Raw genomic sequence first — 20,337 nt, forward strand, 5'->3', positions numbered from 1 at the left:
AAAAAGCATGTTAAATAGAATTCAACATTCTTCTTATCTCTTCTTGACATATGTTGTTTCTGTTCAGTTTTCAAGGAACAAATTCCATCACCTCTTGAAGAGGCAACTTTTCAAGTATAACACAAATCAATTTAATGTGTCAACACTTTTTCAAAAAACTTTTTTCTCCAAAAGTGCGACTTTATAAATGTAACATTTCACAATTTAAAAGTCAAGACCTTTAAGAGGAATCTCATTATACCATTGTATTTAAAACTTGTCAATACAATGACCTGCTTTGTTAAGCAGCAATAACAATAATACAACGCTCATTTTTAATTGTCAAGATATAATATGATATTTTTTAAAAAAACTAGCTTTATCTCGTGAATTACATTTATACGTATAGGGTTGTCTATTTATACACAAAATACACTCATCAAAAACTCGGAGGGATAACTGTTGAGACGAAATGCAATTGCTTTAGTTTATACATGTTTAATTTTATTCATTCTTAGCGCTATTTCTGTACAAGCAGCAATAGATCCACAGGAAGAAGACAACTCCTCCTTTATTAATTCATATGAAGAAGACCTAACCGGAGACGGATTTAGGGAATATTTCACATTGAACGGAACGTTACTTACTGACAAGAGTAAATTTTACCGGGATGTTTGGCTAGATATCTCAAGTCCTTTTTCTCATCAATGGAAAGTATCTTTTGAGGGTGGGTACGATCCCGATCTACAATTAATTGATCTTACCCATGATCAAACATTTGACTTATTATATAGCGTAGCAAAAGACGAAAATAAACATCAATTTAATTATCAACTATATACATTAAAAAATAATGTAGTAAAACAACTCCCTATTCCAAAACATAATCACATCCAAGGAAAATTTATAAATGACTTCAAAATCGAGCTACAAATCAATCCTAACATGAAACCGATTATTAAAGATATATCAAATAATAAACACTCTTATATAGAAGAAGGTTTATATGAAGAGAACGGAAAATTAATTGAAGAAAAAAACTTAAAAATTCCACCTATAGAAAAGCTTGAACCTGTCTTAATTAGTAAGTCAAAAGGTTATGGACTAAAAAGTTATCAACCAATTAAAGGGGTAAATAATGAAGATGTTTTTGGTGAAATAATCACACTTTGGTATTATCAAAAAGATCGTTGGCTCGTCTTACAGACAGATTGGATCGAGCGATAATATAAAAAAGAGTCTCTCCCTATAAATGGAAAGACTCTTTATATTAATTTGCTACAATATTTACTAATTTACCAGGTACTACAATTACTTTCCTAACTGTTTTTCCGTCAATCCATGGTTGGATTTTTTCATTTGCTAATGCTTCTTGTTCTAAATCTACTTTAGAAATATCTTTCGCAACACTTATTTTCGAACGGACTTTCCCCATTACTTGAATAACTACTTCGACTTCATCATCCACTAACTTCGTTTCATCATACGTCGGCCATTCTTCATAACTAATTGTGCCTTCATTTCCCAATCGATTCCATAACTCTTCTCCCAAATGAGGAGCAATCGGATAAAGTAATTTAATAAAACCTACCATAAATTCTTTTGAAATCTTATCATTTTTGTATCCTTCATTGACAAAAACCATCATCTGAGAAATCGCAGTATTGAAATGCAAGTTATCAAAGTCTTTAGTCACTTTCTTGACCGTTTGGTGATAAATACGTTCCATTGATGAATCATACTCATCTATTATTTTGGAAGAAACTTCTCCCTCTTCATTTACAACCAATCGCCAAGTTCTATCTAAAAAGCGACGTGCCCCATCAAGTCCTGTCGTTGACCAAGCAACATCTGCATCCAAAGGTCCCATAAACATTTCATAGAGACGTAACGTATCAGCACCATGACTTGTCACAATATCATCCGGATTAACGACGTTCCCTTTTGATTTACTCATTTTCTCATTATTAGCTCCAAGGATCATTCCTTGGTTAAATAATTTATAGAATGGTTCTTTTGTAGGGACAACACCTATATCATACAAAAATTTATGCCAAAAACGAGCATACAACAAATGTAGAACAGCATGTTCGGCCCCACCAATATAAATATCAACTGGCAACCACTTCTTAAGTAACTCAGGATCTGCTAAAAATTGATTATTATGAGGATCAATATAACGTAAATAATACCAGCAGCTACCTGCCCATTGAGGCATCGTATTTGTCTCTCTACGGCCTTTCATTCCAGTTTCCGGATCCACTACGTTTATCCAATCACTATTAGCAAGTGGAGATTCCCCTGTTCCGGACGGTTTAATTTCTGTCATTTCAGGTAAAGTTAATGGCAACTCTTCCTCTGGTACAGTTGTCATTGTTCCGTCTTCCCAATGAATAACTGGGATAGGTTCTCCCCAATACCTTTGTCTTGAGAACAACCAATCTCTTAAACGGTACGTTATTTCTCTCTTGCCTTTTTCGTTTTCTTCCAGCCAATCTATCATCTTAGTAATAGCATCTTCCTTACCAAGTCCATCAAGAAAATCTGAATTGATATGTTTCCCGTCACCTGTGTATGCTTCTTTTAAAACATCTCCACCTTCGACGACTTCTACAATTGGCAGTTCAAATTTACGAGCAAATTCATAATCACGTTCATCATGAGCAGGCACCGCCATAATAGCTCCCGTACCATATGACATCAATACATAATCTGCAATCCAAATTGGAATTTTCGCGTTATTTGCTGGGTTAATTGCATAAGCACCAGTAAATACACCAGTTTTATCTTTAGATACATCTGTACGCTCGATTTCTGATTTGTTCGTAATTTCTTCTATATAATTGTTAACAGCTTCTTGCTGTTCTTTCGTTACAATTTCATTTACTAGTGGGTGTTCTGGTGCAAGTACCGCATAAGTCGCGCCAAATAATGTATCTGGACGGGTAGTAAAAACATGGAAAGTTTTGTCGTGATTTTCAATTTTAAATTCAACTTCTGCACCTTCAGAACGTCCAATCCAATTTCGCTGCATATCTTTAATGCTCTCTGGCCAATCAAGCTCTTCAAGATCATCTAAAAGTCGATCAGCATATTCTGTTATCTTTAATACCCATTGTCTCATAGGTTTCTTAACTACTGGATGGCTTCCTCGCTCACTCTTTCCATCAATAACTTCCTCGTTAGCAAGTACTGTACCTAAAGCCGGACACCAATTAACTTCAATTTCGTCCATATAAGCAAGACCTTTTTCATATAATTTAATGAAGATCCACTGTGTCCACTTGTAGTATGCTGGATCCGTTGTATTAATTTCTCGATCCCAATCATATGAAAAACCCAATTCTTGGATTTGGCGTTTAAATGTTTCAATATTTTTTTCGGTAAATTCAGCTGGACTATTACCAGTATCAAGGGCATACTGTTCTGCTGGTAACCCAAAAGCATCCCAACCCATTGGGTGCAATACTTCATATCCTTGCATTCTTTTCATTCTCGATATAATATCTGTGGCAGTATACCCCTCAGGATGCCCAACATGTAATCCCGATCCCGATGGATACGGAAACATATCGAGTGCATATATTTTTTCCTTCTCCGACTTTGTATCTGTTTTAAATGTTTTATTATCTAACCAATATGTTTGCCATTTCCGTTCTATTTCCTTATGGTTATAACTCACAACCATTGCCTCCCTAATAGTAAAGTACCGTATCAACATACCTCATTCTAAATAACCTAGTTTTTAAACGATTGATAATGATAAGCTAATATCAGATTTCTGTTCATTTTTATGTATAATCAATTTTGATTAAATAGTTGAACGCATTCCTTACTTTTCCATTTTTTATACATTATTTTAGTTTAATCAACTTTCTCTTTGATTAAACGACCACTATTTTAGTAGCAGGTTTAATTTTTGAAAAAAATTGCACTAACTACTCGAATTGTAGATAATAGTGTAGTCTTTGTCAAGATTCCTGCTAGCTACTGCTTTCATTGAATATTTATTTATTTTATACTATTTATAATACAAAAGTTAAATCTTAAATTCTATTTATGAAGAAAAGTTGAGGTAATTTCTATGTTGAAAGGAATAATTCCATTTGCACACCAAATTCTTAAAGAAACAATTAAAGAAGGCGATGTTGTAGTGGATGCAACTAGTGGAAATGGAAACGACACATTATTTTTAAGTAAACTTGTCGGAAATTCGGGAAAAGTTTTTGCTTTCGATATCCAACGACAAGCAATTGAAACGACTAAGGACTTGCTTACGAATAATAACTGTTCAAATGTACAGCTTATTCATGATAGTCATGAAAAAATAAATACATATATCCAAGCTGAACATCAAATTGCAGGTGCTATTTTTAATTTAGGGTACTTGCCAAGAAGTGATAAAAAAATTATTACTCAAAGAGATTCTACGATCCGCGCTATTGACTCTCTCGCTCAACGGTTAAAAAAACACGCGATCATCGCTATCGTTGTTTATTATGGACACGAAGGTGGAAATAAAGAGAAAGATGCAGTCATTGATTTTACAAGCAAATTAGATCAGAAACAATTTTCTGTTCTTACTTATCAATTCATCAATCAAAAAAATAATCCGCCTTTTGTCATAGCGGTTCAAAAAAAGTAATTATATTGGAGGAAATAAAATGATTCATCATTATAAAAATATCAGTCCAAAAATTCACGACTCCGTTTTCGTAGCAAAAAATGCAACCATTATCGGAGATGTTACAATCGATGAAGGGGCAAGTATATGGTTCAAAACGGTAATTCGTGGAGATGTAGCTCCTACACGAATTGGTAAGAATGTTAATATTCAAGACCTTTCACTTGTCCATCAAAGCCCTAACCTACCAGTCATTATTGAAGATGATGTAACGATTGGACACCAAGTTACTGTACATGGTTGTACAATCCGTAAAAATGCATTAATCGGGATGGGAACTATTTTATTGGATGGTGCAGAAATTGGTGAAAATGCATTTATCGGGGCAGGAAGTTTAGTATCTCCCGGAACAAAAATACCACCAAATACACTGGCATTTGGGCGTCCAGCAAAAGTTATTCGTGAACTCACACAAAAAGATTTAGATGAAATGGAAAGAGTAAGAAAATCATATACGGATAAAAGAGATTATTATAAAGAAAATACTGATTTAGGTTTAGATTTTTAATTCTCAACAAGCACCTAAGCACTTTTAGAGGACGACACATTTTCAAGCAAAAAATTTGGCGATCACGATGTTTTAAATAAATAATGCTTTCGAAGGAGGATTTTAAATGGAAGATTTTTCGCTTATAATGATTGCCATCACAGGAATATTTGTTTTACTCTTTCTTGTGATACGAACAAAACTTCACGCTTTTGTTGCTCTTCTTTTAGTTAGTTTATCCATAGGAGTTGCAACAGGAATGCCACTAAGTGATGTTATTGCTTCTGTTGAAAGTGGTATGGGGGGTACGCTAGGATTTGTAGCTGTCGTCGTTGGACTAGGTGCGATGTTTGGAAAAATGCTTGAGGTATCCGGAGGTGCTGATCGCCTTGCTCAAACATTAATTAATAAATTTGGTGAAGATCGAGCACCATGGGCTCTTGGTATTACTGGTTTTATAGTTGCAATTCCTGTGTTCTTTGATGTCGGATTCATTATTTTAGTGCCAATTATTTATGGACTAGCTCGTAAAACAGGTCGTTCATTGCTTTATTATGGTATACCTCTTTTAGCAGGTCTTGCTGTTACACATAGTTATATCCCACCTACTCCGGGGCCCATTGCGGTTGCCAATTTAATTGGTGCAGAACTCGGATGGGTAATACTATTTGGAATTATTGCAGGAATTCCTACTATGATTATTGCAGGTCCGGTCTTTGGAAAATATATTTCAAATAAAATTCATGTCGGCATTCCGGACTATATGGAATTTGAAGAAAAGGAATATAATAATGAATTACCGAGCTTTGGCATGATCGCGACACTTATATTTATTCCTTTAGTATTAATTTTAGCAAATACAGTATCTGCAGTTATATTTGAAGAAGGTAATATGATCCGTAGCTTTTTCACATTTTTAGGGCATCCGTTTGTTGCTTTAACAATCGCAACGCTATTAACATTTTATTTTTTAGGAGTAAAGCGAGGATATAGTCGCCAAGATGTGCAAGAGATCGCTACAAAAGCGTTAGAACCGGCAGGGATTATTATTTTAGTTACAGGAGCAGGTGGGGTATTAAAACAAGTACTCATTGACTCAGGAATTGGAGATATTTTAGGAGAGATGATGGCGAATTCAAGTTTACCGCCGATTGTACTTGCATTTATCATTGCTTCTATCGTTCGAATCGCTCAAGGATCAGCAACTGTTGCAATGGTGACGGCAGCTGGACTTATTGCTCCTATTATTGAGATTATGAACATTACCGGGCCACTACTCGGATTAATTACGATCTCCATTGCTGCAGGTGCTACAATTGCATCTCACGTAAATGATTCAGGTTTTTGGCTTGTAAACCGTTACTTTGGTCTTGACGTAAAAGACACATTGAAATCTTGGACAGTAATGGAAACAATTATCGCTCTCGTTGGTTTTGCAGTTGTGTTTGTTCTTAGTTTATTTATTCGTTAATAAAACGAAAAGCTTGCCTTACAGTTATTTGATATATAACGATAAGGCAAGCTTCTTTTTTAAACATACTTCAATAATGATTTTTGTAAACTTTCAACTTTGTCCGTTTTCTCCCAAGGTAAATTTAAATCTCCTCGTCCGAAATGGCCATAAGCAGCAACTTGTCGATAAATAGGTTTTCTTAAATCTAACATTTCAATAATTCCTGCCGGGCTTAAATCAAATAACTGACGAATTACCTCAACTAACTTATCTTCAGCAACCTTTCCAGTACCAAATGTATTTATCGAAATGGATACTGGTTCCGCAACTCCAATTGCATATGCCAATTGAACTTCACATTTTTCAGCTAAATGAGCCGCTACAATGTTTTTCGCTACATATCTTGCCGCATAAGCTGCCGATCGGTCAACCTTGGTAGGATCTTTCCCACTAAATGCCCCTCCACCATGGCGAGCATATCCGCCGTACGTATCAACGATAATTTTCCTACCAGTTAAACCAGCATCTCCCTGCGGTCCTCCGATAACAAACCTACCTGAGGGATTAATATAATATTTTGTATTCTCATCTAATAAAAAGCTTGGCACTACAGGATGGATGACATATTCCATCATGTCTTTTTCAATTTGTTCTAATGTAAGATCTTCATGATGTTGTGTGGAAATAACGATCGTATCCACGCGGATCGGTTGATCATTTTCATCATATTCAATTGTAACTTGAGTCTTGCCGTCAGGTCGAAGATAATTTAATGTTCCATTTTTACGTACATCTGCCAATTGTTTTGCTAGCCGATGCGCTAGAAATATCGGAAGCGGCATTAAATCCTCCGTTTCATCACAAGCAAAGCCGAACATTAACCCTTGGTCACCTGCCCCAATGGTCTCTTCTTTCCCTTCTTTCCGTGCCTCAAAAGCGGTATCCACACCACTTGCAATATCTGGTGATTGTTCATCAATAGCTGTTAAAACGGAACAAGTTTCCGCATCGAAACCATATTTCGCACGTGTATATCCAATTTCTTTTATCGTGTTTCTTACAGTGCGTGGGATGTCCACATAGGTTGAAGTAGTTATTTCTCCAGCCACTAATACAAGTCCTGTGGTAACTGTCGTCTCACAAGCAACACGAGCATCTGGATCTTTTTTTAAAATTTCATCTAATATAGCATCTGATATTTGGTCACATATTTTATCAGGATGACCTTCTGTAACCGACTCAGATGTAAATAACCGACGATTTTCTGCCATGCTATAATTAGCCTCCTTATTAATGTAACACGGAGCTCAAAAACATCAGAGGTCAAAGGAAGTCTTAATTCATAATTCGTTCGTATTCGTTCAAACAAAAAATCCTTCCCGCTAGTGATAGAGGAAAGGAAATACTGCCTTTCACTCTTATTGCTCAAGGAATTATTTCCTTGCATCAGGTTAGCACCTTTTCACATAATGTGATGGTTGCTGGGCTTCTTCGGGTCTGTCCCTCCACCAACTCCGAATAAGAGAGTCCGTTATGCACTAGCTTACCTCAAAGTGTCTATTTGTGTCAAACAGGAATAATTTATGTTCTTTTTACTCCATTCACAATATTGTAAACATTTTTCCCGAACCACCGTTAATCCGCATATTATAAAGGATAAAAATTCAAAAATTACATATATAATTAGTAAGCTATTTTTGTTTTCACATTTAGTATGGACTATATAATCAAATGTGTTATACTATATTCAGAATTAAGTACTTGTAAAGGATGGTTTGTGTAATGAACATGACAGCAAAGTCTATGAATCAAGAATTAACTGTAAATAATAATGTGCACACCAATTTATCTGTTCCATTATTAGTAGAGAAAATTTTATCTAGAGAAGAAGGTGTCTTAACTGCAACTGGTGCTGTTAAGGCTACTACTGGAAAATATACAGGGCGTTCACCGCAAGATCGATTTATCGTTCGAGACGATGTTTCTGATAATATTGTGGATTGGGGAGCAGTAAATCAGCCGTTAGATGAAACGTCATTTGATAAGTTATATGATAAGGTAATTAATCACTTAAAAGAAAAGAATGAACTGTTTTCATTTAAAGGATTTGCAGGAGCAGATGAAAAATTCCGCTTGCAAGTTGAAGTAATTAATGAATATGCTTGGCACAATTTGTTTGCTCGCCAACTATTTATTACACCTAATGAGAATGAACTTAAAAATCATACATCAGAATTTACTGTTATATCTGCTCCAACATGTAAAGCAGACCCTGAAGTGGATGGGACAAATTCAGAAACATTTATCGTTATATCGTTTAAAAAGCGTGTTGTGCTTATTGGTGGGACAGAATACGCTGGTGAGATTAAGAAATCAATCTTTTCTGTCATGAATTACTTACTTCCACAGCAGAATGTATTATCGATGCACTGCTCTGCAAATGTAGGTGAAGAAGGCGATGTCGCATTATTTTTCGGTTTATCAGGTACAGGTAAAACAACTCTTTCCGCTGATCCTTACCGCAAATTAATTGGTGATGATGAACATGGATGGAGCCCAAATGGAGTCTTTAATATCGAAGGTGGATGTTACGCAAAGTGTGTTGATCTTTCTGAAGAAAAAGAGCCACAAATATATAATGCTATCCGCTTTGGTTCAGTACTTGAAAATGTTGTCTTACATGATGAAACACGCGAACCAGATTACGAAGATACATCTTTAACTGAAAACACAAGAGCAGCATACCCATTAGAAAACATTGACAATATTGTTCAGCCTAGTATCGCTGGCCATCCAAATACGATTATTTTCTTAACAGCTGATGCTTCTGGAACATTGCCACCTATCAGTAAATTAACTAAAGAACAGGCGATGTATCATTTCCTAAGTGGTTATACGAGTAAATTAGCTGGGACAGAACGCGGAGTTACAGAACCTGAAGCTACTTTCTCAGCTTGCTTTGGTTCACCGTTTCTTCCGTTATCACCTAATAAATATGCAGAAATGCTAGGGCAAAAAATTGATCAATACAATGCAAATGTATTCTTAGTTAACACTGGGTGGACTGGTGGCCCTTATGGAATAGGAAGCCGAATGAAGTTATCTTATACGCGCGCAATGATTCATGCAGCATTAGAAGGTGAGTTAAATACGATCGAAACAGTTCAAGATGAAATATTTGGTTTAAATATTCCTGCCCAAGTTCCTGGTGTTCCTGATGAAGTATTAATTCCTAAAGGTACATGGGAAGACAAAAATGCATATGATAAAACAGCCAAGAAATTAGCCACAGAATTCCATGAGAACTTCAAAAAGTTTGCAAACGCAAGCGAAAATATTCAACAAGCGGGACCAATTTATAAATAAATTTTTCATATAAAGCCTCCTCATTCAATGAGGGGCTTTTTTTGCGTATAAGTGACGTACTTCCCTCCCCTTCCAACTACATGTATTTTTTATTCTATTCTACATCCATTGACACACAACTTTACTAATTCGCATAGGCTAATGTTGATATACGAAAAAGTAAAGGAGTCGAATTGAATGAGAATAACAAGATTAGCAAGTGTTTTAATACTCTTTGCTCTCGTACTATTTACAGCTTGTTCTTCCAAAGATGTTTCTGAAGTCAAGTTGGCGGAAGTTACCCGCTCTGTTTTTTACACTCCTCAATATGTTGCAATTGAAAAAGGATTTTTTGAAGAAGAAGGATTGGATGTTGATTTACAAACTACATGGGGAGGAGATAAAACAATGACTGCTCTCCTTTCCGATAATGCGGATGTTGCTTTAGTCGGTTCCGAAACATCCATTTATGTTTACGCACAAGATGCTTCAGATATTGTGATCAATTTTGCACAACTAACACAAACAGATGGGACATTTTTAGTTGCTAAAAGTGAAAAGCCTAATTTTACATGGGAAGACACAAAAGACAGCATTTTCTTGGGGCAACGTAAGGGAGGAATGCCTCAAATGGTAGGAGAATATGTCTTAAAACAACATAATATTGATCCTCATGCTGACCTGGAGTTATTACAAAATATTGATTTCGCCAATATTCCAAGTTCTTTCGTCTCCGGAGATGCTGAATATGTGCAACTTTTTGAACCCACAGCAAGTACGTTTGAAAAAGAAGGTAAAGGTCATGTAATTGCTTCCTTTGGGGAAGAATCAGGCCTGATCCCCTACACGGTGTTTATGACAAAAGAAAGCTATATCAAAGAAAATGAAGACGTCATAAATAGTTTTACAAAAGCAATTTATAAAGCACAAAATTGGGTTGAAGAATCAGATTCTGAAGAAATTGCAAAAGTTGTTCAGCCCTATTTTGAAGATACAGAATTGGATATTTTGACCGCTTCCATAGACCGCTATAAACGACAAGGTTCATTTGCTACAAGTCCTTTATTAACCGAAGAGGCCTGGGATAACTTACAAAACATAATGGATGAAGCGGGAGAGTTACCTAAACATGCACCATATGAAGAGTTAGTGAATACAGATATTGCAAATGAGGTTACTCAAGACTAGGGGGAAAAAGAATGTCATTTTTAACCTTAGATAACGTATCACATTATTACTTTACTACCACCGGATATACGAAAGCACTAGATGAAATTAACTTATCAATTAAAGAAGGAGAATTTGTCTCTATTATTGGACCTAGTGGATGTGGTAAATCGACCATCTTATCTATCATCGCTCGTTTAATGAAACAAACTGAAGGAGAAATAAAATTAAGAAATGAATCGATCATTAATTCCTCGTTGAATATAGGTTATATGCTTCAGCAAGACTATTTATTTCCTTGGAAAACAGTGATGAATAATATTCTACTCGGCCCGAAAATAAGTGAAAACATTACTGATGAAACAAAAAGACTTGCTCGTAAATTATTAGAAGATGTTAATTTGTCTCATACAGAAAATGTGTATCCATCCGAACTATCTGGAGGCATGCGTCAACGGATTGCTTTAGTCAGAACATTAATAACAGATCCCGAAATATTATTATTCGATGAGCCTTTTTCCGCTCTTGATTATGTTACAAAATTAAAATTAGAAAATCTAGTTGCTAAATTAATGAAAACATACAATAAAACTGCCATATTAGTTACGCATGACTTAGGGGAAGCTATTTCAATGAGTGATAGAATCTTTTTAATGGAAGGATCTCCAGGCAGAATTGCTAAAACCTTCAATGTCCCTGAAGAATTACGCAATGAAGCCCCTTTTTTCGTAAGAAGGCATCCTAAATATCAACCTATTTTTGATGAAATATGGGAACAGTTAAGTGATGATATGTCGGACGAAACCGAAAGGAAGGTCTGATAATGAAAGAAATAATTGACAAAATTTTTTACGACAATTATTTAAAGAAGATTAAGTCGGAAAAACGAATTGTAACAGTTTGGCAAATTTTATTGTTTATTTTTTTTATTGCGCTATGGGAAATAGCAAGTAAAAAGCGATTTATCGATCCGTTATTATTCAGTTCTCCTACCAAAGTCTCTCAATTAATCTATGAAAAAATAGCCGATGGTTCCATGCTCAGTCATTTGCAATACACTTTATTTGAGACGATACTTGGATTTATTATCGGCACAGTTTTAGGGATCATTATTGCGTCTTTATTATGGTCATCTGAGCGATTCGCAAAGATCTGTGATCCATATTTAGTTATTCTAAATGCAATGCCTAAAGTTGCACTGGGACCGATTATTATTGTCGCTTTAGGTCCTGGATTCTTATCTATTATCATGATGGGCGCGATTATCTCCGTCATTATTACGACGCTAGTGGTATATGCCGCTTTTAATGAAGTGGATCCTAATTATCAACGTGTTTTAAAAAGTTTTGGAGCAACGAGGGTGCAATGTTTTAAGGAAGCAATTTTTCCAGCCACACTTCCTACGATGATTTCTACGTTAAAAGTAAACGTTGGTCTTAGCTGGGTCGGAGTGATCGTTGGTGAATTTCTAGTTTCAAATAATGGCTTAGGTTACTTAATTATTTATGGATTCCAAGTGTTTGATTTTACACTTGTAATGTCTAGCTTAGTCATCATAGCATTATTTGCAGCTATAATGTATAAAGCTGTAGAAAAGTTAGAAAGTTGGTTAATTAAACATACGACATAACACTGTTTTATCTGAATTATCCTTTGTAGAGGACAGTGAATAATTAAAAGAGGCTGTGACATAACAAAATAGTAGAAATGAAACACGAACAATATTTCTGTAGTGACTGTTATAAACTTAATCATTCGTGTTTCAATAATTCTTTCTAGCTTATTTCCCAGCCTTTTTCTTTTAATAATTCTCTTGAACATACCGGAGACAACGTGAAAGCACATCATCTTTCATCATAAAGCTAAATCGCTTTTTATCTTTTACATTATCAGGAATCTTATCTAACAGAACAGGTCCATGCGTCTCATAATATGTTGACTGCTCTGTAAGCAACTCGATTGGGGCAAAGTAAACATTTTTAATAATTGTATCGCTTTTTCCACGAACGAAATATTGTGCAATATAGTGTAAATCTTTAACAATACCGCCGGTTTCTTCCTTTACTTCACGGATGGCTGCTTCTCTAGCCGATTCACCTTTTTCGACTTTACCACCTGGAAACTCAAGTCCTCGAGTGCTATGCTCTGTTAACAACCATTTATTCTCATACTTACAGATGACCCATACATGTTTTGGCGCCTTAGAAAAAGGATGATCCTGAAATGATAATTTAACTTCATTCCGATAATAATCTTTAAACACAAATTCTTCCATGGAACCAACTACCTTCAAATCCATTTCTTCTTCTATTGTATAGTATTCATTGAAAAATAGAAAGATAGTGCTCATTCAAGTACTATTATCGATTTATATCAATTGGACGATCGCCGAGTATCCCGCTCTCTTCAATAAATTTTCTTGCCTGTTCATCACCAAGTTCATAAATAATGGATAAAGCATTTGATAAACTTTCATCATATCGATCATTAGATGGATCATTGTGATATGGTAAAATAGGAACGTGCGCGCGCCAAAAAGTATCAAATTCTGATGTATGGACATTATCCAAAACTTTTCGTAACATTTGAATTTCAGTTGGAGTAGCGTAAATTGTAAATGCATTGTTATTTTGATATTGGATTTGAGAAATTTCTCTTGACTGTAAACTAACATAATATTTCTTTTTATCCATAATGGACACCTCCTACGATTAATGTGTCACATTCTAAAAAAAACATGCATTACTTAAAGATTCACTCGACTTTTTAACTGATGGCGTAGCACTTTGTTTGAGGCATTTCTAGGCAAGCTGGCGATAAAATAAATTTCTTTCGGTATTTTATACGTAGCAAGTCGCTTTGCTAAATAATGTTGAATACTCTCTGCTGCTACTTTTTCTTTACTTACTACAAATGCGACTGGTACCTCTCCCCAGAAAAAATCACTTTTACCGACGACGGCTGCTTCATTAATTTCATCTAATTCCAATAACACATTTTCAATTTCAGTTGGATAAATATTTTCTCCACCAGAAATAATTAAATCAGATCGGCGATCAACAATAAATAAAAACCCTTCATTATCTATGTGTCCTAGATCACCAGTCTTAAACCAGCCATTGACGAAAGATTTTTTATTCGCCTCTTCGTTTTTATATCCATTCATTACCATTGGTCCTCTTACCCATATTTCTCCTATTCCTGCTTCATCCGGACAATCAATTGTTACCTCTGCTGGAAATAACGGTTTCCCTGCAGACCCTAATTTCGACAATGCATCATCCATGTTTAGTGTAACAATTTGAGAACTTGTTTCCGTCATCCCGTAGGACTGAAATAAAGGAATACCATTTTGTTTAACTAGTTTTAATAATGATTCTGGAACAGAACCACCACCGAGTAAAATACAACGAATATGACTTGGAAATCCCGTTTCATCAATGTCATCAAGCAAATTTCGTAACATCAATGTGACAAGTGACGCAATTGTTATTTTCTTTTCGTTCAACACATATAATAAAACTTTTTTATTGTACTTTTCCATCAAGTATACTGTCATGCCATAAATGACACTTCGTAATAAAATAGATAGTCCGCCTACATGAAAGATTGGCAATGTAAGTAACCATTTATCTTCTCGTGTTAAGCCTAAATTAAGAACAGAGCTAATCGCACTCCACCAATGATTATTATAAGTATGGACGACTGCTTTTGGAAAACCAGTTGTACCAGAAGTAAACATCATTGTAAATGGGTCATGTAAATCAATATGTGTTGCTAGTTCTGTATCCTTTTCTTGTAGTAAAAATATCTCTTGAAAAGTTTTTTGATAAGGATGAGATAATTTTTTTTCGTCACGTAACATCTCAGTTGTAATGATTAATTTAGCTTCCGAGGAAGATAATTGGTATGTTAATTCATCCGTCGTTAGACGTGTGTTTAACATGACTGCAACTGCCTTTAAATAACTTAGTGCATGAACTGTAATAGCCATATTTACATGATTTGTTGATAAGATAGCAACAGGGTCCCCTCTTTTCACCCCTAAAGAAGAAAGTTTCCTAGCGAAACGTTCACTTGTTTCCTTTAATTCCAAAAATGTTATTTGCTTATCTGCAGTTTCAATAGCCACTTTGTTTGGAGATAAACTCGCTTGTTTTGTTAACCAATGAGGCATATGCTCAGACATATTTTATTACTCCTAACTAGTTATAATAATAGTGTTTCCAAGTGGAGGATCATTTACGAGTTTTAATTCAGAAGAAAAACTAACTTTCAAATCAGTTTCCAAATAAAAACCCGCAAACTTTCACGAATGTAGCAAGCTACAAAGAATCTAATTCCAGTTTCCTTGTAGCATGCCTACGTAAAGCAAGCGGGAACATTAAATCTGTTCTAACTATTACCGTTCTAATTTCAATTTATGGAAAACGTGGAAATTGATCAAAATCTGGTTTGCGTTTTTCCTTAAATGCATCTCTTCCTTCTTTCGCTTCATCTGTTGTATAGTAAAGAAGTGTAGCGTCTCCGCCCATTTGCTGAATTCCTGCAAGTCCATCCGTATCCGCATTAAAGGATGCTTTCAAGAAACGAAGCGCAGTTGGAGATTTTTCGAGAATTTCCTCACACCATTGGATTGTTTCTTCTTCCAATTTTTCTAAAGGTACAACTGTATTTACCATACCCATTTCATATGCTTCCGCTGCAGTGTACTGGCGGCATAAATACCAAATCTCACGAGCTCTTTTATGACCGACCATACGAGCCAAATATCCAGCGCCATATCCTGCATCAAAACTTCCTACCTTAGGACCAGTTTGTCCAAATGTAGCATTTTCTGATGCAATCGTTAAGTCACAAATGACATGCAACACATGGCCTCCACCAATCGCATATCCATTTACCATGGCAATAACCGGTTTAGGAATCGTACGGATTAGTCTTTGTAAATCCAATACATTTAATCGAGGAATTTGATCACTTCCGACATATCCTCCGTGTCCACGTACAGACTGATCTCCGCCCGAACAAAAGGCTTTATCTCCTGCTCCAGTAAGAACGATAACACCAATTGATGAATCATCTCGTGCATCTGCAAAAGCATCAATCATCTCATTTACTGTGAGTGGCGTAAATGCATTATGTTTTTCTGGCCTATTCATTGTAATCTTAGCAATACCATTATATTTCTCATAAATTATTTCTTGGTAGTCTCTAACTTTATTCCATTGAACTGTCATGTATCGCACCCTCTTTTATGTAATTTTTTTCTTTTATAAACTCTCTTACTATTTTAACAAACTTTTCTACTTGTTCAACATGTACGGCATGACCTGCTTTTTTTACAATTTCTAGTTTTGCTTGTGGAAATTTATTCTTCATTTTTTCATTAATGCTTACAAACTTCTGATCCACTTCACCGACAATTAAAAGAACCGGTTTATTTAAATCTGGAAGTTGTCCCCAATTCGACTTTTGTCTGCCCGTCCCCATAAATAACAATGACTCGGCCAGGCCTTCAGGTCTATGTGATAACCTTTCAGTACGAATTTTTTCTCTTACTTTTGCAGGCAATTGCTTTTGGCTCTTAAATAGCGGAATATTTTCCCAATAATAAACAAAATCAAGGACACCATTTACCATTATTTGTTCGGCTAATAGTGCGTCTGTTTCCATTCGTTTTTCTTGTTCTTCTTTAGTCTTTAGTCCAGGGGAAGCACTTTCTAAAATAAGTGAACGAACCATTTCGGGATAGAGTAACGCAAATGTTAATGCCGTTCTCCCTCCCATTGAATACCCAAGTATGTGTGCTGACTCTATGTTCATTGTTATAAGAAGTGTTTTTAGATCTTCGCAAAATGCTTCCATTGTTCTCAGAGATTTTGTAGCTGTCTTACCATGACCAGGTAAATCAATGGTAATTACTTTAAAATGTCTTGCCCACTTTTTCACACAATCTTCCCACGTCATACTACTGCCGGTAAATCCATGGAGCAGAACAAGAGTTTCTCCCTCTCCTTGTATGGTATAGCTATATGTTGCATCGTTTATTTTAAGAAATTTATACATCATTATCAACTAACCTCTGCTCGATATTCGCCCATAACTCCTTATGCCAGGCGGCATTTTCTGTTCGGTCGGTTTGCACTTCTAAAACATAAAGTCCGCTTTTTTGATAGGATTCTGCCAATGATTCTACTAACATTTGCTTTGATTGTATTTGCTTATACACTCCACTAAACATATCCACTACTTTTTGAAAATCAATATGAAGTGGTGTACCGAATAAAGCTTCAAAGTGTTTGCCTTCTTTTGCTTGAGGTAAAAATGAAAAAATTCCCCCACCATTATTATTAATCAGTACAATTGTGAGATCAATATTATATCGTTTTGCAGCGAACAGGCTATTCATATCATGGTAAAAACTTAAGTCGCCAACAATTAATGTAACTGGCTTGTTTGCAACAGCCGCTACCCCTAATGCACTAGATATTGTTCCATCGATCCCGCTAACCCCACGGTTCGCATGAACAATAATACGTTTATCATCCGGCATAAAAAAAGTATCTAAATCGCGCACCGGCATACTATTAGCAATAAACAATCTACTTTCCTTCGGGAGTGATTTCACAATTTCACGAACTGTTTCCCCCTCTGTAAGCTGCTTTTCAGAGGCTTTCATTAGTTCAACGCGACTTTCCCCTTCTAGCATTTTCCACTTTTCTAACCAAGTAACTTCCGGAGAACAGTCTTTCACAAGCCTTCCCAATTGCTGACATAGTAACGAACCATCGGCAAAGATATAATCACTGGCATGATTCGTAGGTTCCCGCATCTTATCATAATCTTCCACAACAATTTGTAAAACATCTCCATGTTGTTGTAAATAAAATAAGTAGCTTTTTGATATTGGCATTGCTCCAAAGCGAATGATATAATCTGGTTTTAATTTATCACGCATCGTTTCAGATTTTAAAATAGCATCATACGTACTTATAACATTCGTTGTATCATGAGAACCTGAACGCAGTTGTGATAAAGGATCGGCCAAAATTGGCAGCTGTAATTGATTACTTAACTCTGCTATGTTTCTAGCCAATCTTGCATCTGTTTGTGGTCCACAAACTATAATCCCATTGGGTAAAGAAGATATTTTTTCAAAAAGTGTTTTCAACAAATGTTCGTCTAATTGTTTTTTACCTTCATATGAACGATTAAAACAATCATGAGATCGGTCACCCCATAAGTTATCTAATGTAAGATTAGGTACTAGTGGTTCACGAAATGGAAAGTTTAGATGTACAGGTCCAGGAGTCCCCTCTTCTGCAACTCGCACGGCTCTTGACGCTCTACTCCTTATATACCGCAGCATCTCCGGAGTCGCTTCTGGAGCTGCCATTTCATGAAATTCTTTAACAAAGTCGCCATACATATTCATTTGATTAATTGTTTGTGAAGCACCGATATCTCTTAATTCATGTGGTCTGTCAGCAGTTAAAATAATTAGTGGCACACGTGCATAATAAGCTTCAACAATTGCCGGAAAATAATTAGCTGCCGCAGTCCCCGACGTACAAACTAAAGCAACTGCTCTTTTCGTCTCTTTTGCTATCCCTAACGCAAAATAAGCAGCAGAACGTTCGTCGATTAAGACGTGATTTTGTATTTCTTCATGCTCACTAAACAGCATTGCAAGTGGTGTCGATCTTGAACCCGGCGAAATAACGACATGAACTAGTCCACTACAAACTAATTCATCAACAAAATTTGCAATATAGCGTGATAATTTCTCAGTATGATTCATCCGTATCCTCCAAAATTGTTAACATTGGCAAAAATTTCACATTCGTTTCTTCATATTCCATTGTTGGATCCGAATCTTTCATAACACCACAACCTGCAAATAAAGAAACTTCCTTACCTTGAATAAGTCCTGAACGGATTGCGACAGCAAACTCACTATTTCCTTCACTGTCTAACCAGCCGATCGGTGCACCATACCAACCCCGGTCCATTAATTCTTTCTCTCTAATAAATGCTAGAGCTTTTTCCGTTGGCACTCCGCCTAAAGCAGGAGTTGGATGTAGTTCCTTCACGATATCAAACACAGTACTTTCCTTTTTGAGCGTCGCCCTAACAGGCGTATATAAATGTTGTAAATTTCGTAATGACAATACAACTGGTTCATTAGGAATATAAATATCTTCGCAGTATTGTTCCATACTTCGCTTAATCATTTGAACAACATACTCATGTTCTTCTCGATTCTTCTGATCCTTTAATAAAGCATCGGCAATTCGCTCGTCTTCCGTAACTGTTTTTCCTCTTGGAGCAGTACCAGCTAAACAAGTCGATAATACATTTTCTCCTTCTACTTGAACAAGTCTTTCAGGGGTCGCTCCTAAGAAACAGTTATCCCCATGTTCAAAGGCAAAAATATAACTGTTCGGTTGTGTTTCCTTTAGCTTTTTTAGTAGTTCAGAAATAACAGCAGGCTCATTCAGTATAATGCGCATTTCCCTTGCGAGTACAATTTTTTTAGCCTGATCTTTGCGAATTTCTTCAACTGCTTCTTGCACCGACTGTTTCCATCTGTCAGGCTCGATCTCCTTTTTTGAAACAATCGAAAGTTTCTCATTATATGGTTTTGTTGAAGAGTGTAATAACAGATTCTGCATTTTGTTACTATCTGCCACTAATTGTTCCGTATTCATATTACCTTGTATTAAATAATTTACAGTGAAAAAATAGTCCTCCCTATTTTGAACAACAACATATTGTGGTACTGTCATTTGACTGGTAGGGTATTTTTCCCATAATTTACTTTTATTTCTTTTTGGGTCAAATGACATTCCTCCCATAGCGACAAGTCCAGTGCCTGACTGTTGAAATGGATCATGTATAATAGCTTGCTGCAAGATCGTTTTCCATTCGTTTTCCAATTGATCAAAACTTTGCTGTTCAGAAATTAGTTTATGAACACTTCCCACACCAACTAATGCAAAATCATTTGAGCTATTTGTCCAAAAAATACGATCAAGATTAGACTTATTAGCTGATTCAAAAACAGTAAGAAGATCAACTGGATTAATTTTACTTGTCCAACTAATTAACTGTTTTGTTTCCTTATGAGTTAATTTCGATTGTATGTTATATAAAAAGGACTCTAAGGTCATTTCCTTTAATTCGATCATAGTTAAACCTCCAATAATGCGTAGCAAT

At 35.7% G+C, this 20,337-nt stretch carries 17 protein-coding genes and 1 riboswitch; of the genes, 8 read left to right on the plus strand and 9 right to left on the minus strand.

The genetic code is table 11. The features are described from left to right. Positions 1 to 441: 441 nt before the first annotated feature. Positions 442 to 1,206, plus strand: a complete 765-nt coding sequence (locus SPD48_RS07010; protein WP_336257377.1) for a hypothetical protein — start codon at positions 442 to 444, stop codon at positions 1,204 to 1,206. A gap of 43 nt (positions 1,207 to 1,249) precedes the next feature. Here SPD48_RS07010 and leuS read toward each other — a convergent pair whose 3' ends face one another. After that, on the minus strand, positions 1,250 to 3,661 hold the full coding sequence (gene leuS, locus SPD48_RS07015; protein ID WP_336257378.1) for a leucine--tRNA ligase: 2,412 nt from the start codon (positions 3,659 to 3,661) through the stop codon (positions 1,250 to 1,252). Positions 3,662 to 4,063: 402 nt separating this feature from the next. Between leuS and SPD48_RS07020 the strand changes: the two genes are divergently transcribed. The 3 genes from SPD48_RS07020 to SPD48_RS07030 all read left to right on the plus strand — a co-directional run bounded on the left by SPD48_RS07020 (position 4,064) and on the right by SPD48_RS07030 (position 6,621). Beyond that, positions 4,064 to 4,624: a class I SAM-dependent methyltransferase gene (locus SPD48_RS07020; protein ID WP_336257379.1), complete on the plus strand. Its 561-nt coding sequence runs from the start codon at positions 4,064 to 4,066 to the stop codon at positions 4,622 to 4,624. A gap of 19 nt (positions 4,625 to 4,643) precedes the next feature. Continuing rightward, positions 4,644 to 5,171, plus strand: a complete 528-nt coding sequence (locus tag SPD48_RS07025; protein WP_336257380.1) for a gamma carbonic anhydrase — start codon at positions 4,644 to 4,646, stop codon at positions 5,169 to 5,171. Between the two features lie 106 nt (positions 5,172 to 5,277). After that, positions 5,278 to 6,621, plus strand: coding sequence for a GntP family permease (locus SPD48_RS07030; RefSeq protein ID WP_336257381.1), 1,344 nt, complete (start codon positions 5,278 to 5,280; stop codon positions 6,619 to 6,621). Between the two features lie 59 nt (positions 6,622 to 6,680). On the opposite strand, the gene metK is transcribed toward SPD48_RS07030, so the two are convergent. Next, positions 6,681 to 7,874: a methionine adenosyltransferase gene (metK, locus tag SPD48_RS07035; protein WP_336257382.1), complete on the minus strand. Its 1,194-nt coding sequence runs from the start codon at positions 7,872 to 7,874 to the stop codon at positions 6,681 to 6,683. Between the two features lie 144 nt (positions 7,875 to 8,018). Beyond that, a riboswitch (SAM riboswitch) is annotated at positions 8,019 to 8,128 on the minus strand. Positions 8,129 to 8,385: 257 nt separating this feature from the next. On the opposite strand from metK, the gene pckA reads away from it, so the two are divergent. From pckA to SPD48_RS07055, 4 genes are all read left to right on the plus strand, one after another. Continuing rightward, on the plus strand, positions 8,386 to 9,969 hold the full coding sequence (gene pckA / locus SPD48_RS07040) for a phosphoenolpyruvate carboxykinase (ATP) (protein ID WP_336257383.1): 1,584 nt from the start codon (positions 8,386 to 8,388) through the stop codon (positions 9,967 to 9,969). A 177-nt stretch (positions 9,970 to 10,146) separates the two neighbouring features. Next, positions 10,147 to 11,136, plus strand: coding sequence for an ABC transporter substrate-binding protein (locus tag SPD48_RS07045; RefSeq protein WP_336257384.1), 990 nt, complete (start codon positions 10,147 to 10,149; stop codon positions 11,134 to 11,136). An 11-nt stretch (positions 11,137 to 11,147) separates the two neighbouring features. Next, positions 11,148 to 11,936 (plus strand): ABC transporter ATP-binding protein, encoded by a 789-nt coding sequence (locus tag SPD48_RS07050; RefSeq protein WP_336257385.1) that lies wholly within the window; start codon positions 11,148 to 11,150, stop codon positions 11,934 to 11,936. A gap of 2 nt (positions 11,937 to 11,938) precedes the next feature. Next, complete coding sequence (locus tag SPD48_RS07055) at positions 11,939 to 12,745, plus strand: ABC transporter permease (RefSeq protein WP_336257386.1); 807 nt, start codon at positions 11,939 to 11,941, stop codon at positions 12,743 to 12,745. Positions 12,746 to 12,916: 171 nt separating this feature from the next. On the opposite strand, the gene ytkD is transcribed toward SPD48_RS07055, so the two are convergent. The 7 genes from ytkD to SPD48_RS07090 form a co-directional block, all read right to left on the minus strand. Further along, positions 12,917 to 13,390, minus strand: coding sequence for an RNA deprotection pyrophosphohydrolase (ytkD, locus tag SPD48_RS07060; RefSeq protein ID WP_336257715.1), 474 nt, complete (start codon positions 13,388 to 13,390; stop codon positions 12,917 to 12,919). A gap of 85 nt (positions 13,391 to 13,475) precedes the next feature. After that, a complete protein-coding gene (locus SPD48_RS07065; protein ID WP_336257387.1) occupies positions 13,476 to 13,808 on the minus strand; it encodes a hydrolase in 333 nt (110 codons plus the stop codon). 53 nt (positions 13,809 to 13,861) lie between these two features. Then, positions 13,862 to 15,304, minus strand: a complete 1,443-nt coding sequence (locus SPD48_RS07070) for an o-succinylbenzoate--CoA ligase (RefSeq protein ID WP_336257388.1) — start codon at positions 15,302 to 15,304, stop codon at positions 13,862 to 13,864. Positions 15,305 to 15,536: 232 nt separating this feature from the next. Then, complete coding sequence (gene menB, locus SPD48_RS07075; RefSeq protein WP_336257389.1) at positions 15,537 to 16,355, minus strand: 1,4-dihydroxy-2-naphthoyl-CoA synthase; 819 nt, start codon at positions 16,353 to 16,355, stop codon at positions 15,537 to 15,539. Continuing rightward, positions 16,336 to 17,187 (minus strand): 2-succinyl-6-hydroxy-2,4-cyclohexadiene-1-carboxylate synthase, encoded by an 852-nt coding sequence (menH, locus tag SPD48_RS07080; protein ID WP_336257390.1) that lies wholly within the window; start codon positions 17,185 to 17,187, stop codon positions 16,336 to 16,338. The genes menB and menH overlap by 20 nt, the downstream gene beginning before the upstream one ends. Further along, positions 17,177 to 18,919 (minus strand): 2-succinyl-5-enolpyruvyl-6-hydroxy-3-cyclohexene-1-carboxylic-acid synthase, encoded by a 1,743-nt coding sequence (gene menD, locus SPD48_RS07085; protein WP_336257391.1) that lies wholly within the window; start codon positions 18,917 to 18,919, stop codon positions 17,177 to 17,179. The genes menH and menD overlap by 11 nt, the downstream gene beginning before the upstream one ends. Beyond that, the gene (locus SPD48_RS07090; protein ID WP_336257392.1) at positions 18,906 to 20,309 is read right to left on the minus strand and encodes an isochorismate synthase; all 1,404 of its coding nucleotides are present in this window, start codon (positions 20,307 to 20,309) and stop codon (positions 18,906 to 18,908) included. Before SPD48_RS07090 ends, menD begins: the two co-directional genes overlap by 14 nt. Positions 20,310 to 20,337 lie beyond the last annotated feature (28 nt).

Source organism: Pseudogracilibacillus sp. SE30717A, from assembly GCF_037071985.1.
Taxonomy (GTDB): Bacteria; Bacillota; Bacilli; order Bacillales; family Amphibacillaceae; genus Pseudogracilibacillus.